Genomic DNA, 14,854 nt, shown 5'->3' with positions numbered 1-14,854 from the left:
GATCCCACAGACTGCATCCGAACCTTTACACCCGGCCCTCGCCCCGACAGCAACGCGGATCCGGTAAGGCTCCCCACTGGAATCGACAAATCTTTTGTGGAAACATCAGACAGCCGCTCTAAAATTACCTTTAAAATTTTAGACTGCAGGCGGTTAAACTCCGGCATGTTGCTTTTCACCGCCGTGATTTTTCCCTCGTTGTCCTTTTCAAAGGAAATCAAGTCGTCGTATTTAATCTCCCCGTTGTCAATTGTCTCATTCACCGCCTGCGTAACGATGCTGTTCACCGTGTTGCTGACGCGGGTAATGGCCAACTGAGTCAACAACTGTTTCATCTGATGACCTGCCACAGTGGCAAAAATTCCCAGCCCCAGAAGCACCGCCGCCAACAGCAGCCGCGCCAGTGTCCGGCGGGTCAGGGGGCGGCGGTAGTATCCGTATGATCTCATAGAATCACCCCATTGGAAGATTCTATGCAATAGGGGCTTTTCCCTATTTCAATCCCGACACAATCTGCTTAAAGGCTCTGCCCCGCTCCATAAAGTTTTTAAATTGGTCAAAAGCTGCGCAGGCGGGACTCATCAGCACTACATCGCCCTCACCCGCTCTCTGTGCCGCCGTTTCCACAGCGGCGCGAAGCTCAGTGACAGTCAGCATCTCTGGAACGCCCTGATAGTTGGGCGCATGTTGAACGCAGGCGCGGATTTTTTCCGCTGTGGCTCCGCAGAGAATCAGAAGCTTCACATGCTCTACAAGCTCGGGCCCCAGCGTATCGAAGGGAATGTGTTTGTCGTACCCCCCGGCAATGAGAATGACTTTTTCCGGGAAAGACCGCAGCCCCGCGATGGTGCGGGAGGGACTGGTTCCGATCGAGTCGTTATAATACCGCGCGCCTCGCAGTGTCCGCACCAGCTCAATACGGTGTTCCACGCCGGCAAAGGTTCGGGCCACCTGCCGCATGGCTTCATCGGGCACCATTCCGTCCGTGGCGGCAATCGCTGCCATATAGTTTTCCACGTTATGAACCCCGGGAAGCAGGATGTCAGACGTGCGCATGATTTCCCGCTCTGCCCCGTCCATCCGGGAAACAATCACATCTCCCCGAAGAAATACGCCCTCCGTGGGCTCCCCTTTTCGGGAGAACAGCCGCCTTCGTCCAACGGCTCGGCTTGCCTGCTCCGCCGTAATAGCATTATCGGCATTGAATACTGCAACATCTTCCACAGACTGATGCGTAAAGATGTTTTCCTTTGCAGCAATATACTCGGCCATATCCCGGTGCACGTCCAGATGATTGGGGGCCAAATTCGTAATCACCGCGATGTGGGGACTGCGCGTCATGGTCATCAGTTGGAAAGAGCTCAGTTCCAAAACTGCATAATCTTCCGACCGCATTTCATCTGCCTCGCATAGCAGCGGACGGCCGATGTTTCCGCCCACATGGACGGTCTTTCCGGCCTCCCGTAAAAACTCTGAGATGAGCGTGGTGGTGGTGGTCTTCCCGTCGCTTCCGGTGACGGCGATCAGCATGCAAGGAGCCACCTGAAAGAAGATCTCCATTTCAGAGGTAATCTCGCTTCCCCGCGCTGCCGCTGCCAGCAACTCGGAAACGTCCTGCCGCAGTCCCGGCGTGCGGAAAATCACGTCTTGGGTTAGATTCTTCAGATAATCCTCCCCCAGCTTCAGCGTCACGCCAAGCTCCTCCAGTCGTCCGGCCTGGCCGCCCAGATCTTCCCGGCTTTTGCGGTCACAGGCGGTGACATGGACGCCCGCTTTTGCCAATAGCTCGATCAGCGGCGTGTTGCTGACGCCAATTCCTACAATGGCTACGGTTTTTTCCCGAATGGATGTGATGTATTCCTGTAACGTCATAAGCAGTCCCTCCAAAAACGCCCGCAGGGGCGGAAAAATTACTCAAAACAGTATACCGCAAAGCGCTAAAAATAGCAATCAGGCCTCTCAAATTTTTCATATTCTTTGCTGTTGACAAGCAGTGAAAGAGCAGGTAAAATAAACGGGCAAGTAAAACAGACAGTCGCGTGGGCAGGCCGAAAGGCCGTCTATGAGGAAAGTCCGGGCTCCACAGGGCAAGGATAACGGGTAACGCCCGCCGAAGGCGACTTCAGGAAAAGTGCAACAGAGATATACCGCCGTCTTTTGCCGTTCCATGGCGGTCGGGCCGCGTCGGCTAGCGCTGCCCTTGGGCGGAACGCGGAATTGTCGGCTTCCGTGGATTGGCAAAAGACGGTAAGGATGGAAAGGTGAGGTAAGAGCTCACCCGACGGTTGGAGACAGTCCGTCGCTGTAAACTCTATCCGGAGCAACACCGTGGGGAAGCAACAGGTTGGCCCGACCGCTTCCGGGAGGTGGCTTGAGCGCGTCGGCGACGGCGCGTCGAGATAGATGACTGTCAAATACAGAACCCGGCTTACAGTTTTGCTTGCATCAGATATGGCCCTGACTGCGGAATACGCAGTCAGGGCTTGTTCTTTTTTCTGGCGCCTCTCCCTTTCGCTTTTATAAATTGATTGTGTTTTAAAAAACTTTCCTGCCGCTCCGATAAAGATTTCTATCTGCTTCGTCCGGAATCCACTCTCAGTGTTTTTTTATTTTCCCCTGTCTCTCCGTCCAGCAATCTTAGCTGCTCTTTCTCATTGCTTATACTTGCCCTGCTTTTTCCCGCTTTCCTCAGTCGATCTCTAATGTCAATTCAACAAAACTTAGATTTTGTTGAATATAACAGCCCCAAAAAGCCCGGGGGCATATGCTCCCGGGCTTCCTATTTTTTAATGCGGGTCATAGAATGCTTTGATCAGCAGACACTCTGAAAATGGGACGTTGCAGCTCAGTCCTGCTCCCAGTTGTGCCAGACGTTCTGCACGTCCTCGTTATCTTCCAGCATATCAATAAGCTTATCCATGTTCTTCACATCGCCCTCACTGCTGAGCACGATGGTGTTCTGAGGAACCATCTCGATGTCGGCGTTGACAAAGCTATATCCCTTCTCCTCCAGAGCTTTTACCACAGCGTTGAAGGTTTCCGGATCGGTATTAATTTCAAGGGCCGGTCCGTCCGCGGTGAAATCCGCCGCACCAGCTTCCAGCGCATCCATCATTACGGTATCCTCGTCCAGCTCGCCGTCCTCGTTGTCAATGACGATGACGCCCTTTCGGTCAAAAGACCAACTAACGCAGCCGGGAGCACCCATATTGCCGTTGCACTTGTCAAAAGCGTGACGAACCTCCGGCGCGGTGCGCTGGCGATTGTCGGTGAGGGCCTCCACAATGACAGCCACACCGCCGGGACCATATCCCTCGTAGGTAATGGACTCAAAACTCTCTGTATTGCCCGAGCCAAGAGCCTTGTCAATGGTGCGCTTGATATTGTCGTTCGGCATATTCACGGCCTTAGCCTTGGCAATCACGGTGGCAAGACGGGAGTTGTTATTGGGATCGCCACTGCCGCCCTCTTTTACGGCAACGAGAATTTCCTTCGCCACCTTGGTGAACGCCGCAGACCGTTTCGCGTCCGCCGCACCCTTGGTCTTTTGGATGTTATGCCACTTGGAATGTCCAGACATATGTTTATTCTCCTTTGATGTAGAATTGAATAACTTCCCGGTGGGAAGCGGATTTTTCAATGGAAAGCCCGGGGAATTTTTCTTGTAGCCAGTTGATCAGCGCATGACAGACCGGATCCTCCGTTGGAAAATGGCCTGCGTCAATCAGGTTGATCCCCTTCCCCTCCGCATCTAAAAATGCGTGATAGCCCAGATCAGAAGTCACAAAGGTATCGCACCCAGCGGCTGCCACTGCATCCGCATAGTCCCCGCAGGCTCCCCCACCCACGGCCACGCGAAGCACTGGTTTTCCCGCGTCGGCGTAGCGCACACCGTTGCAGCCCAGTGTCTGAGAGATAAACGCGGCAAAATCCCGCAGCGCCATTGGCGCGGGGAGTCGCCCCATGCGGATAAGCGCATCCGTTCCGGTAAGCGGCCCAGGGTCCTCCAAGCGGAGAGTACGGGCCAGTACGTCGTTGACGCCGCCCTCCGCTACATCCAGATTCGTATGCATACAGACTACGCACATATTCGCCCGGACCAGCTTGCGCAGCAATCGTCCCTGGGGGGTATCCTCCCGCAGGGTCTGCACCGGGAGCCACCGGCAGTTCATCACGGGATGGTGAGCCACAATCAATTGGCAACCTTTTGTAATTGCCTCATCCACAACCGCTTCCGTCACATCCAGCGCCGCCAGAGCGCGAGTGATCTCCGCAGCCGGGTCGCCCACCAGCAAACCCACGTTGTCCCAATCCATTGCACCGACTTTGGGCGCGAGGTCAAACAGGCTTTTTTCAATTTCAAGAGCCGTTGGCATGACGCCACTCCTCCCATAATACCATCAGGGACGCAATTACATCCCGCAACCGGTCCGCTTTTTCCGATGTTTCCGGTCCGCTTCCGCGGTTTAGTCCGGCCACCGCCGTCTGGAGCCTTAAAATCTGCTCAACAAGATACCGTCCTCCCAGCGGGTCTCCCATCAGGTGAGCACCGCCGTAAATCTGCCCGGGGTACGGGTCCTGATGTCCGGGGCGCACCTTCAGCACGGGATAGATGGTGCCCCGATCCTCCACCAGCTGCTCCCGGCAGATAGCGTAGCCGTTGGCGATGAGAAAGGCCCGCAGTTCCTCGGCCCGTGATTGGGGCTGAAGCAGCAATATATGATTGCTATCCGCCGTCCAAGGAGCGGCAGCAAGGATGGAAACAATGTTCTCCCCGCCCATGCCGGCAATCACCACGGTGTCCACTTCTTTGGCGCCCACTCCGGCAAGCCCATCGCACAGCCGGAAGTCTATCTGTTCCAAAACGCCGAAGCGCCGTGCAGTATCTTGTCCCCGGCTCAGAGGGCCGGGACGCAGGTCGCAAGCGATGGCAAATCGGAGCCGCCCCTCCAGCGCCAGTCGAACTGGGAGATAGGCGTGGTCTGTTCCTACGTCCACAAGGGCCGCTCCTTGGGGCACCCAGTCCGCCAGCAAATGGAGCCGGGTTGACAGCTCAGGTTTCCGTGTATTCATTCCGTCTCCCTTCGATCCACTGGGACAAATAATTTTTGCAACCGCCTCGAAACCGCTTACAAACGGAACGCATACGGATTTCCCGTATGCGTTCTGTAAGATTCTTCCTTGAAAAAGCCTTATTCCGCTGCCTTGTTGGCTTCATCGTTGACCAGCGTCAACAGCTTGTCCACGTCTACGCCATGAACCATGCAAGCTTCCTCCACGGTTTCGCCGCGGGAGGAAGGGCAGCCCAGGCAGTGCATTCCAATAGAGAAAAAAATCGGTGCGGTCTGAGGAGCCATGTCCAGAATATCACCGATGATGGTGTCCTTAGTAATTTCAACCATAAGTTTGCCTCCAAAAGTTCAGTTTATCGGAGCAAAACTCCGTTCTCTTTTCATATTATACCCCGTTTTTCTTCTGATTTCAAGAGAAATCCGCGGGAAATTTCATACAAAGCGGCAATCTCTTCCTTATTCGTACCAAATTCGTACCAAACTATAAAAGATTCTTGCTAAAGCGCCGCGTTTTCTAAAATGCAAAACTTAAAAAAATGATACAAAAAAAGGAACGCCCTTTCGGGCGTTCCTCTGAGATGACTTTCGTTATCTCTGCTCCTCGCGCATCTTAGCGAAGCACTCGCTGCAATACACAGGACGGTCGGACTTGGGCTCGAAGGGAACGCGAGCCTCGCCACCGCAGGATGCGCAAACAGCGGCGAAGTACTCCCGGGGACCACGAGAAGCGGTCTTGCGAGCATCGCGGCAGCCCTTGCAGCGCTGGGGCTCATTCTGGAAGCCACGCTCAGCATAGAACTCCTGCTCACCGGCGGTGAACACGAACTCCTGCCCACACTCTTTGCACACTAAAGTCTTGTCTTCGTACATGATTTTACCCTCTCTTTGAAAAGAAAAATATATTGCGTTCAGCTCTTGCTGAAATCGCCGGAAAGAAGTTGCCGTGCCACCTTACGACGGATCCGCTGCACGGCGTTGTCCACGGATTTAGGGGATTTGCCCACGGTTTCGGCAATTTCCCGACAAGATAAACCGTCTAAATAATACCCCAAAATCTTCGCTTCAAACTCGGACAACTGTTTCCGAACACCAAACAAGAGACTGCTCGTGTGCTCCCTGTCGATCAGAAAATCTTCAGGGCTGCGCTGCGTCAGATCCCGGGTACCAAGGGTGTAAGAGTCGCGATCAAAGAAGGGTGTATCAAGAGAAACCGACTGGTTCAGAGGCATGTGCTTGCCGCGGGAAGCGGCGCGCAGGACTGAAAGCAGACGATTGCGGACACAAGTTTCGGCAAAAGTGCGAAAAGAGGCGTCTCTTTCTCCGTCGTATTCCCGGACGGCCTTCATCAGTCCGATCATTCCTTCTTGAAGCAAATCCTCGCTGTCACCCCCGATCAGAAAGAACGGGCGGGCACAGGAACGAACCAGACGGGTGTATTTGGAGACAAGACGCTCCTCCGCTCCGCGATTCCCGCGGGCGGCTTGAGCACATAGCTCCTCATCCGAAAGGCCATCTGCACAGAATGAATTAGACTCTTCGCACTTGCACATACGTTATTATACCTTTTGAACACAAATTTTGTCAAGTGAAATATAAAATTCGTTAAAATTTCTTTTGAAAATTCTGGCAATTCCGCTCTGCGGCATCTGTCAGATTTTAAGGTTTCGAACAAAATCCGCAAGCTTTTCAGCCGTTTTGTGCGCCTTTTCAGTGGTTTTCGCCTCGACCATAACACGAATCAACGCTTCCGTTCCAGAGGGGCGCACCAGAATGCGGCCCTCGCCGCCCATGGCCTTCTCCTCCGCTTCCACGGCACTTTGCAAGGCGGACGAGGCCATAATCGCCTCCTTCACACCCCTTTGATGATCCACAGGTACGTTAATCAACTCCTGCGGATACGTCGGACAGACGGACACCAGCTCCGAAGCCTTCTTGCCGGAGGTCTTTAAAACCTGTAAAAACTGAAGCGCGGTGACCTGGCCGTCTCCGGTGGTTTCCAAATCTGTAAAAATGGTGTGACCGGACTGCTCGCCGCCGATGCGAAAGTCGCTCCGAAGCATTTCTTCCAGCACGTTCCGGTCTCCCACGTCGGTGCAAATCAGCTCTAACCCGCCCGTACGGCAGAATTCGTGGAGGCCCAGGTTGCTCATCACGGTGGCAACCAGCGCGTTTCCGTTGAGCTTTCCTCTGCGCTTCATGTCCGCGGCGCACACAGCCATCACCTTGTCGCCGTCGATATGACCGCCAGTCTCATCCACCAGAAGGCATCGGTCCGCGTCTCCGTCAAAGGCCACGCCCACGTCGTACTTCCCTTTTATCACCGCAGCCGCGAGGTCTGTAAGATATGTGGAGCCGCAGCGGCTGTTGATATTCACGCCGTCGGGTTGGGTGTGGATAAAATCCGTGTGGGCCTTAAACCGGCCAAACAGTTCCGGCGCGGTGGCGCTGGCCGCGCCGTTGGCGCAGTCTGCCAAGATGCGCAGCCCCACAAGATCGCTCTCAACCGTACCTGCCACGAAATCTATGTAGTCCCGCTTTAGCTGGCGCATTCCGTGATGACGGCGGCCGATTTCGTCCCGGGTACGAGACTTGATGGGCCCGTCGGATAAAATTTTCTCCTCCACCCGCAGCTCCACCTCGTCGGAGAGCTTGTAGCCCTGAGCGTTAAACACCTTGATTCCGTTGTGCTCGTAAGGATTATGGGACGCGGAAACCACAATGCCCGCGTCGCCTCGCTCCCGCACCGTCAAATACGCCACGGCAGGGGTGGGGATGGTGCCCAACGGCTTCACATCGCCGCCCACATCGCAGATACCAGCCATCAGCGCAGATTCCAGCATATCGGAGGAAACGCGGGTATCTTTGCCGATTAAAACCACGGGGCGGCGTCCCAAATCCTCCATCAGCACGGTGGCCACGGCCTGACCCACACGAAACGCTTCCTGCGCCGTAAGGGTTTCCCCCACTACGCCGCGGATGCCGTCGGTCCCAAAGAGTTTGCCCATATTACATACCTCGTTTTATTCAAAAATCATAAGGAAAGCTGCTCGGGCTGCTCCGTCCCGCCGGGAACACTCAACCCAAGATGGGAATACGCCCGGTGGGTTACGCAGCGGCCCCGGGGTGTGCGGGTAAGAAAGCCCAACTGCATCAGATACGGCTCATAAACGTCTTCCAAGGTAATGGCCTCTTCTCCGATGGTGGCAGCCAGCGTCTCAAGACCCACCGGACCTCCGCTATAGTTCTCAACAATGGCGGAGAGCATTCTCCGGTCCACGGAGTCAAGGCCCAGATAGTCCACCTCCAGCGCGTTTAACGCATGATCCGCAACCGCCTTGGTAATGACGCCGTCGGCTTTCACCTGTGCGAAATCCCGCACACGACGAAGCATCCGGTTGGCAATCCGGGGTGTTCCACGGCTGCGCTTGGCAATCTCAAACGCGCCCGCGTCCTCAATGGGAACATTTAGAATTCCGGCACTGCGCGTGACAATCAAAGCCAATTCCTCTGAAGAATACAGCTCCAGCCGCAGGGTCACGCCAAAGCGGTCCCGCAGGGGCGCAGAGAGTTGGCCCGCCCGGGTGGTGGCCCCGATCAGGGTAAACCGTGGTAGGTCCAAACGGATGGAATTTGCAGAAGGGCCTTTGCCCACGATAATATCCAGCGCATAGTCCTCCATGGCCGGGTACAAAATCTCCTCCACGGCCCGGTTCAGTCGATGAATCTCATCCACAAACAGAATGTCGTTCTCCGAAAGATTTGTCAAAAGAGCAGCCAGATCTCCCGGTTTTTCAATGGCAGGGCCGGAGGTAATACGAATGTTGACCCCCATCTCACCTGCAATGATGCCCGCCAACGTGGTCTTGCCAAGTCCAGGAGGGCCGTGAAGCAGTACATGGTCCAGCGGCTCCGTCCGCTGCTTGGCGGCGGCAATAAACACGCTCAGATTCTCCTTGGCCTTCTCCTGCCCTATGTAGTCCCGTAGTGCACGGGGGCGCAGGGAAATCTCGCCGCCATCCTCCTCAAGAAAGGTTTTGGCAACGATGGGCTCTTCATAAATGTCACTTCCAAAGTCAATGCTCAACTGCTCACTTCCTCCAAATCAGACACTTTTCTCTGTATTGCGATTTCACTTTACAGAGATTCCGCTATATCACGTACGGTGTCCAAAAACGCTTCCTCTCCCAAGGTGTTAATCTTGAAAAACATGGCCTGACTTCCACCGGAGGTAATCACGGTGAGAAACAATTCTGTTCCGCAACCGATCAATGTCAGATTCAGGCTGACCCGGTTTCCCCCGGCATAGCTGTACCGCTCGTAAACTCGCACGGCGCAACGTACGTCGCCAGCGGAATAGTCGCTTCCGTCCTCGTAAGTTGCGGATGCGCTGCCGTTTAAAATTCCGGCATGCAAGACGTTCAGCGAGCTATCAAATTCTCCCTGAAAACGACGCTCGTATTTTGCCATAGTCGTTCTCCTTCCCTGTATAGCGGTGGCACGCGTGACATAGCGCACTGCCTTAATCCCTTTTCCTCTTTTGCCGAAAATCGCTCTTATCGGCACATCAATCTCCGGGTGTTTCGCGTACACCGAAGGGCCTCTGCTTACTTTGCCATTTTTTTGAGGCAAGCGCGGATAATCTCCTCCAGCGGCAGACTTTGTGTGTCCACGCCTTTTAGAGCCGCCGCTGTTTCCGCCGCGGAATAGCCCAGCACGCTCAAAGCGGCGGCGGCTTCCATGGTTTTACTGGTTAGATCAGCACTGACAGCGCCGCCCCCCGTGCCCAGAGCAAAGCCGTTGGCCGCGCTCTCTTTACTCATTTTATCTTTCAGTTCCAGAATAATGCGCTGGGCAATTTTCTTCCCGATACCGGGAGCTGCCGTCAGGGCCTTTTCGTCCCCGGTGATGACGGACATAGCCAGCGTTTCCGGGGTGGAAACGGACAGAATCGCCAGTGCGGCCTTGGGCCCTACACCAGACACGCCGATGAGCAACTTGAAACTTCCAAGTTCTGCAGGGCTTCCGAAGCCGTACAGCCCGAAAGCGTTTTCAGCCACGTGAAAATGGGTGTACAGCTTGGCCTTTTCTCCTTTTTTTAGCCCCCCCAGCGTGTGCCCCGTAGTGGCGCAGGCATAACCCACACCGCCGCAGTCGATCACCGCCAGATTGGGCTGCACCTCGGCAACAATGCCGTTTAGATAGTAAAACACAGGATTCCTCCCATTCTTCCTTCAAATGCAGACTGTACTCCGCGTCCTATCGTTCAGATCGTCTCTTTTACGCCGCACATCCGCGGTAGCCGTGAAGTAAAACTCCTTGCATGGCAAAGAGCCAACGCCAGTGCATCCGCCGCGTCGTCTGGGCGGGGAACGGATTTCAGGTTTAAAAGCCGCCGGGTCATGTCCATCACCTGACGCTTCTCTGCCTTGCCATACCCCACCACCGCCATTTTCACCTGCGAGGGCGTGTACTCAAACAGCGGCACGCCGCAACTCTCGGCAGACAGCAAAATAACGCCCCGGCCGTGGGCCACAGCAATGCCCGTGGTAATATTGTTGTTGAAAAACAATTCCTCCACCGCAATGACTTCCGGCTTCAGCTTGCTGATTAAGGCCTCCATATCCCCGGAAATCTGATAAAGCCGCCGGGAAAGCGGCAGACTTGCAGGGGTGGTGACGGTGCCATAGGTCACCATACGCGCGCTGCCCCGGTCCGCTTCCACCAGCCCGAAGCCGATGGTAGCCACACCGGGGTCAATTCCAAGAATCCGCATAGCGCCCCTCCTTCGCACAATCAAAGTTATTATAGCAAATCGTAGAGGGATGCGCAACATGAAAAAAGGAACGCCTGTTTCAAGGCGTTCCTTTTTTGCGCTTTCTTTTATCTGATGGGAATTTTCAAAGGAACGGAAAAGTCCGCCACCCGGGTAAAGACCGGCTTCAGCCAGACCTCTGAACCGGCAGTCGCAGGCAGCGGCACCGTCTCGTAAAAGGCGCCAGATGTGCTGCCGTCCAGATACTCACCGGTAGTGGAGTCCTGATAGGTGTAGGAAGAGCCGGAAGTGGAAAAGGGCTGCTCCTCCCCGTTTTCATCCAGATATCCGCTCCAAAGGCTGTACATTAGCCCTTCCCGATACTCCTTTGCCCGGAATGTCAGCAAATTCCCGCTCTCAAGCCGTTGAATCTCAGCAAGCTCCGTGCCGTCCGGCAAGAGGTCGTGCTCTCCCGTGTCCAGATTCAACCGAATGCGTTCTCGGTCCTTATCCAGCCAGCGCACCCGTGTGATATAAAGCGTTAATTCTTTGCTCTCGCTGAAATACGTGGAATCCATCCAATAAGTCACTGTGGATGGCGATGCTTCTTCTCCGCTGGCGGTAAGTCCGTTGCGTACCGGATCATACCGCTCGCCTCGCTCATTTTCCACGTAAAATTCCAAACCTTTCAGCCACGCGGTATTTTCCGGAACATAGCCGAAGTCCAGCCGCAGGTGGGTGGGATAAATCTCCGCGCGCTTGAGTATCAGGGTCTGATTGTCAATTAGGAAGGTTCGCTCCACTTCCACACTCTTGCCTTGGGCGGTGAATTGGGGATCGAAGGTAAGGTCAAAGGCAAACGTCGTCAGAATGTCCGGTTTGGAGGTACGAGGGCCAAAATATGTTTCCTCCATAGATTCTTCGTTGGTCTTCGGCTCCGTCATGTCGTTCTCATAGGTATTCTGATAGACATTCAGAAGCAGGGTCAGGCGCTCAGGCACATCCCGCTCCATAAAATTCACCGTCATCTGCCGCAGTTCCCCGTTGGGCGTGCCGTATGACCCGCTGGAGCTGCCATATCCGCCCTTGCTGTCAGGCAGCTTTATGCTGGCGTCTGCCTCCAGCGCTTTGTATCGGTCTGAATCCAGAGAGTAAAAAATCTCCAGCTGCTTCTGGTCCACAATCAGGTATTCCACCCGGGCGGTAATTCCGTCTTTGTGTTCTTCTTGTCCCACGGGCTGCACGTAGTCACGCTCTACCGCGGCGGAGAGAGATGGCGACCACGACACCGCCCTTGCCAGATCCCGTAGCACCGGTACACCGCCGCAGGCCCGGGCAAAGAGTGGAAATAAATTCACCAGCAGCATAAAGCCAAGAAAGCACGCTGCGAAGCTCCCAGCGGGAATTCCGAAAAGACGGATGCGCCTACGGGCTTTGCAGTTTCGCTTCAAGGCTCTTGTTACCGTATACTCAAGCTGCGCCGGTTCCACTATTGAAGCTTTCAGCGCTGCGTATTCCTCGTTTCGGTTCACGATTCTCCCTCCTCCAGTTCCAGTTTCAAGAGCACCAGCGCCCTGCGCTGACGGGTGACCACAGTTCCCTGCGGGATGCTCAGCGCCCGCGCGGTTTCTGTCTGCGTCAAATCTCCAAAGTACCGCAGGGCAATCACTTGCCGTAGCTTCTGAGGAAGACGGGCCACCGCCTCGCGTAAAGGCAACGCGTCGTAGTCAAAGTTCTCTCCTGCCTCCGGCAAATATTCTTCCGGGCACTGACGCTTCAGCCGCCGCAGCTCTCGTCCACACTCATTGATGAGAATGCGGGTAAGCCACGTTTCAAAATAGTCCGGCTCTCGAAGCTGGCGCAGGTGCCGCAGTGCCTGATACACCGCCTCATCCACGGCCTCCAGTGCCGCCGCCTCGCCTCCCAGATACGCAAAAGCCGTGCGATACAGCCGTGTCCGAAAAGCCTCTGTCCTCCGGACAAATTCTTCCTGATCCACCCGATCCCCCCTCTCTGTCTATTAGAGCATTTATCTGCGCGTTTTGATTTACCGGGCAGAAAATTTAAAAAAATAAGGAGCCGGCGCAGGAATATTCCCGCACCGGCCCCGGCTAGCTCCTATTCGATTCACGCCTTGGGATGGGCCTTGTTGTAGACATCCTTGAGCTGATTTTTCACCACATGGGTGTAAATCTGCGTGGAGGATATATCCGCGTGGCCCAGCATCTCCTGAATGGAACGCAAATCCGCCCCGTTTTCCAGCAGGTGGACGGCAAAGGAGTGGCGCAAAGTGTGCGGCGTAATGTCCTTTTGAATCCCCGCTTTGTCCTGATAGAACTTAATAATTTTCCAGAAACCCTGACGGCTCATGCGCTCGCCGCTCATGTTCACAAACAGGGCCCGCTCGTCCATATCTGCGATGATTTCCGGCCGGACGCTCAACTCATAATCCCGCAGGGCCTTAACCGCCGCGGGGTATAGTGGGATAATCCTCTCCCGGCCGCGGCTGGCACAGCGCAGAAATCCCGCTGACAAATTCAGATCATCCACATCCAGCGCGATCAACTCGCTGACGCGGATACCGGTGGCGTACAGCAGCTCCAGCATGGCGTGATCCCGGAAGCCCTTAGTGTCCATGCAGCGGGGCTGCTCCAAAAACAGCTCCACTTCCTTGCTGGTGAGAATTTCGGGATATCGCCGCTCCGCTTTTGTGGATGTCAGTCCTCGTGCGGGGCTGGCAGTCATGGAGCCGGAAGATACCATAAAGCCATAAAAAGACTTGACGGCGGCCAAAAACCGCGTCACCGAGGCCGCGGATTTGCCCTTTGTATGCATCCAATCCATATAACGCTGAACCATTTCGGGCGCGGCACGGCGCAGCTCACTGCCCTCCTCCACATGGAGGAACTCCTGAAACTGGGCCACGTCCCGCAGATAGGCGGACACCGTATTGACGGAGGAGCCTTTCTCTGCGGTCAGATATTTTTCGTATAACTTCAGGTAGTCCGCCCCCACAGTAAAAGTTCCCCCTCTCCCGCTGCCGATGGGGATAACCCTGCTCGGCACGGTTTTTAAAATTTTATGTCACCGAAGAATCATTCCCAAAACCCAGTTTAAAAGCCACGGAGTCACCAGCAGCTCCGTCAGCACACCGGCAGACAAAACCGCACTCACCACCCCAAACCGAAGCCACCAGGCCCGATCATAAACCGGGGGCGAGGGCCGCCCGCCTTTTTCAAGAGACAGTGCCGCCAGCGCCACGGACTTTTCCAGTGCCGGAACTGCCACCGCAAAATAGCACGGAAGTGTAATCAAGCACCGCAAACCAAAAACCGCCAGCGCCAAAAGCACCCCGCCAGGGCCGAAAGCCGCCGTAAGACAGCACACGGAAAACGAAAGAAAGAAGCCATATGCCACCGTGACAGCCGGAAGCAGCGCCGCGCCCACCGAAGCAAAGCCCAGCAAAAACGCCAACAACGGATAGCGAAAATAAACCGCGAGCGCGGAAAGCACCGTTCTCCCGCTTGGCTCCGGCGGAGTACTCAGCGAAAAATAGCCGTTTAAATACTCCGTCAGCTCCTTGGCTGTTTCCGCACTCACGCGGGCGGAAAGAACCTGTCCCAAAAACAGGCCCACAAGAAAACAGGTGGCTAACAGCAACAAGCGGAGCCACGGACCGCGTCCGCTCCGCATCAGACGGCGTCCGCCGCCCACCGACCCCACAAACAAAGTGCCTCACCTCACGCAAATCTATGCGGTGGGCGGACAGGTTAGAAGTCGGTTAACGTAAATATCGTCCTTATTAATATATTGCTTTTTTTCGCAGACTGCAAGGGCTTTTCAGGAATCCTAAATTTTTTGTAAACTATGACAAAATGTTATGTAAATAACGTTATGTAAACTATTGAAACTTAATATTTATAACCGTCTTCCCGCTGGTAAAAACGTCAAGATGTGGGGTCCGCCCACAAGCGGACCCCACAACATCTGCGCCGGTATACAAATACGCGTTTCAGAGCCTTTGCTAAGT

17 protein-coding genes and 1 other RNA gene are annotated in these 14,854 nt (G+C 54.9%); 1 reads left to right on the top strand and 17 read right to left on the bottom strand.

What is annotated here, in order from left to right:
- Both RT018_RS12440 and murD read right to left on the bottom strand, forming a co-directional pair.
- Positions 1 to 449, bottom strand: a 449-nt coding sequence (locus RT018_RS12440; RefSeq protein ID WP_312942456.1) for a sporulation protein YunB, incomplete at its 3' end; no start/stop codon positions are given.
- Positions 450 to 492: 43 nt separating this feature from the next.
- A complete protein-coding gene (gene murD / locus RT018_RS12435) occupies positions 493 to 1,872 on the bottom strand; it encodes a UDP-N-acetylmuramoyl-L-alanine--D-glutamate ligase (protein ID WP_312942454.1) in 1,380 nt (459 codons plus the stop codon).
- A gap of 147 nt (positions 1,873 to 2,019) precedes the next feature.
- Between murD and rnpB the strand changes: the two genes are divergently transcribed.
- Positions 2,020 to 2,447: RNase P RNA component class A (gene rnpB, locus RT018_RS12430), an RNA gene on the top strand.
- 398 nt (positions 2,448 to 2,845) lie between these two features.
- Here the strand turns inward: rnpB and RT018_RS12425 are convergent.
- The 15 genes from RT018_RS12425 to RT018_RS12355 form a co-directional block, all read right to left on the bottom strand.
- Positions 2,846 to 3,580, bottom strand: coding sequence for a YebC/PmpR family DNA-binding transcriptional regulator (locus tag RT018_RS12425; RefSeq protein ID WP_312942452.1), 735 nt, complete (start codon positions 3,578 to 3,580; stop codon positions 2,846 to 2,848).
- Positions 3,581 to 3,584: 4 nt separating this feature from the next.
- Positions 3,585 to 4,376: a Nif3-like dinuclear metal center hexameric protein gene (locus RT018_RS12420; protein WP_312942450.1), complete on the bottom strand. Its 792-nt coding sequence runs from the start codon at positions 4,374 to 4,376 to the stop codon at positions 3,585 to 3,587.
- On the bottom strand, positions 4,360 to 5,073 hold the full coding sequence (locus tag RT018_RS12415; protein ID WP_312942448.1) for a class I SAM-dependent methyltransferase: 714 nt from the start codon (positions 5,071 to 5,073) through the stop codon (positions 4,360 to 4,362). Before RT018_RS12415 ends, RT018_RS12420 begins: the two co-directional genes overlap by 17 nt.
- A 119-nt stretch (positions 5,074 to 5,192) precedes the next feature.
- Positions 5,193 to 5,402: a DUF1858 domain-containing protein gene (locus RT018_RS12410; RefSeq protein WP_312942447.1), complete on the bottom strand. Its 210-nt coding sequence runs from the start codon at positions 5,400 to 5,402 to the stop codon at positions 5,193 to 5,195.
- Between the two features lie 258 nt (positions 5,403 to 5,660).
- Positions 5,661 to 5,942, bottom strand: a complete 282-nt coding sequence (locus tag RT018_RS12405; RefSeq protein ID WP_293009465.1) for a zinc-ribbon domain containing protein — start codon at positions 5,940 to 5,942, stop codon at positions 5,661 to 5,663.
- Between the two features lie 38 nt (positions 5,943 to 5,980).
- Positions 5,981 to 6,622 (bottom strand): sigma-70 family RNA polymerase sigma factor, encoded by a 642-nt coding sequence (locus tag RT018_RS12400; RefSeq protein ID WP_312942445.1) that lies wholly within the window; start codon positions 6,620 to 6,622, stop codon positions 5,981 to 5,983.
- Positions 6,623 to 6,721: 99 nt separating this feature from the next.
- Complete coding sequence (gene glmM / locus RT018_RS12395; RefSeq protein WP_312942443.1) at positions 6,722 to 8,077, bottom strand: phosphoglucosamine mutase; 1,356 nt, start codon at positions 8,075 to 8,077, stop codon at positions 6,722 to 6,724.
- A 26-nt stretch (positions 8,078 to 8,103) separates the two neighbouring features.
- On the bottom strand, positions 8,104 to 9,156 hold the full coding sequence (ruvB, locus tag RT018_RS12390; RefSeq protein ID WP_312942441.1) for a Holliday junction branch migration DNA helicase RuvB: 1,053 nt from the start codon (positions 9,154 to 9,156) through the stop codon (positions 8,104 to 8,106).
- A gap of 50 nt (positions 9,157 to 9,206) precedes the next feature.
- Complete coding sequence (locus RT018_RS12385) at positions 9,207 to 9,539, bottom strand: DUF6054 family protein (RefSeq protein ID WP_312942440.1); 333 nt, start codon at positions 9,537 to 9,539, stop codon at positions 9,207 to 9,209.
- 137 nt (positions 9,540 to 9,676) lie between these two features.
- The gene (gene ruvA, locus RT018_RS12380; protein WP_312942438.1) at positions 9,677 to 10,282 is read right to left on the bottom strand and encodes a Holliday junction branch migration protein RuvA; all 606 of its coding nucleotides are present in this window, start codon (positions 10,280 to 10,282) and stop codon (positions 9,677 to 9,679) included.
- Positions 10,283 to 10,335: 53 nt separating this feature from the next.
- The gene (gene ruvC, locus RT018_RS12375) at positions 10,336 to 10,845 is read right to left on the bottom strand and encodes a crossover junction endodeoxyribonuclease RuvC (RefSeq protein WP_312942435.1); all 510 of its coding nucleotides are present in this window, start codon (positions 10,843 to 10,845) and stop codon (positions 10,336 to 10,338) included.
- Positions 10,846 to 10,952: 107 nt separating this feature from the next.
- Positions 10,953 to 12,356: a DUF4179 domain-containing protein gene (locus RT018_RS12370; protein WP_312942433.1), complete on the bottom strand. Its 1,404-nt coding sequence runs from the start codon at positions 12,354 to 12,356 to the stop codon at positions 10,953 to 10,955.
- Positions 12,353 to 12,823 carry a sigma-70 family RNA polymerase sigma factor gene (locus RT018_RS12365; protein ID WP_312942432.1) on the bottom strand — a complete coding sequence of 157 codons (471 nt, stop codon included), beginning with the start codon at positions 12,821 to 12,823 and terminating at the stop codon, positions 12,353 to 12,355. Before RT018_RS12365 ends, RT018_RS12370 begins: the two co-directional genes overlap by 4 nt.
- A gap of 128 nt (positions 12,824 to 12,951) precedes the next feature.
- A complete protein-coding gene (gene xerD, locus RT018_RS12360) occupies positions 12,952 to 13,839 on the bottom strand; it encodes a site-specific tyrosine recombinase XerD (protein WP_312942431.1) in 888 nt (295 codons plus the stop codon).
- A 69-nt stretch (positions 13,840 to 13,908) separates the two neighbouring features.
- Positions 13,909 to 14,547, bottom strand: coding sequence for a stage II sporulation protein M (locus RT018_RS12355; RefSeq protein ID WP_312942487.1), 639 nt, complete (start codon positions 14,545 to 14,547; stop codon positions 13,909 to 13,911).
- Between the last annotated feature and the right edge of the window lie 307 nt (positions 14,548 to 14,854).

It is taken from the genome of Oscillibacter sp. (assembly GCF_032060045.1).
GTDB lineage: Bacteria > Bacillota > Clostridia > Oscillospirales > Oscillospiraceae > Oscillibacter.
The sequence above is the reverse complement of the archived record's forward strand: the minus strand, read 5'-3'. Positions and strand labels throughout refer to the sequence as shown.

Coding starts and splice junctions, on each gene's coding strand:
- murD (WP_312942454.1), bottom strand. CDS start 1,872: ATGACGTTACAGGAATACATCACATCCATTCGGGAAAAAACCGTAGCC.
- RT018_RS12425 (WP_312942452.1), bottom strand. CDS start 3,580: ATGTCTGGACATTCCAAGTGGCATAACATCCAAAAGACCAAGGGTGCG.
- RT018_RS12420 (WP_312942450.1), bottom strand. CDS start 4,376: ATGCCAACGGCTCTTGAAATTGAAAAAAGCCTGTTTGACCTCGCGCCC.
- RT018_RS12415 (WP_312942448.1), bottom strand. CDS start 5,073: ATGAATACACGGAAACCTGAGCTGTCAACCCGGCTCCATTTGCTGGCG.
- RT018_RS12410 (WP_312942447.1), bottom strand. CDS start 5,402: ATGGTTGAAATTACTAAGGACACCATCATCGGTGATATTCTGGACATG.
- RT018_RS12405 (WP_293009465.1), bottom strand. CDS start 5,942: ATGTACGAAGACAAGACTTTAGTGTGCAAAGAGTGTGGGCAGGAGTTC.
- RT018_RS12400 (WP_312942445.1), bottom strand. CDS start 6,622: ATGTGCAAGTGCGAAGAGTCTAATTCATTCTGTGCAGATGGCCTTTCG.
- glmM (WP_312942443.1), bottom strand. CDS start 8,077: ATGGGCAAACTCTTTGGGACCGACGGCATCCGCGGCGTAGTGGGGGAA.
- RT018_RS12385 (WP_312942440.1), bottom strand. CDS start 9,539: ATGGCAAAATACGAGCGTCGTTTTCAGGGAGAATTTGATAGCTCGCTG.
- ruvC (WP_312942435.1), bottom strand. CDS start 10,845: ATGCGGATTCTTGGAATTGACCCCGGTGTGGCTACCATCGGCTTCGGG.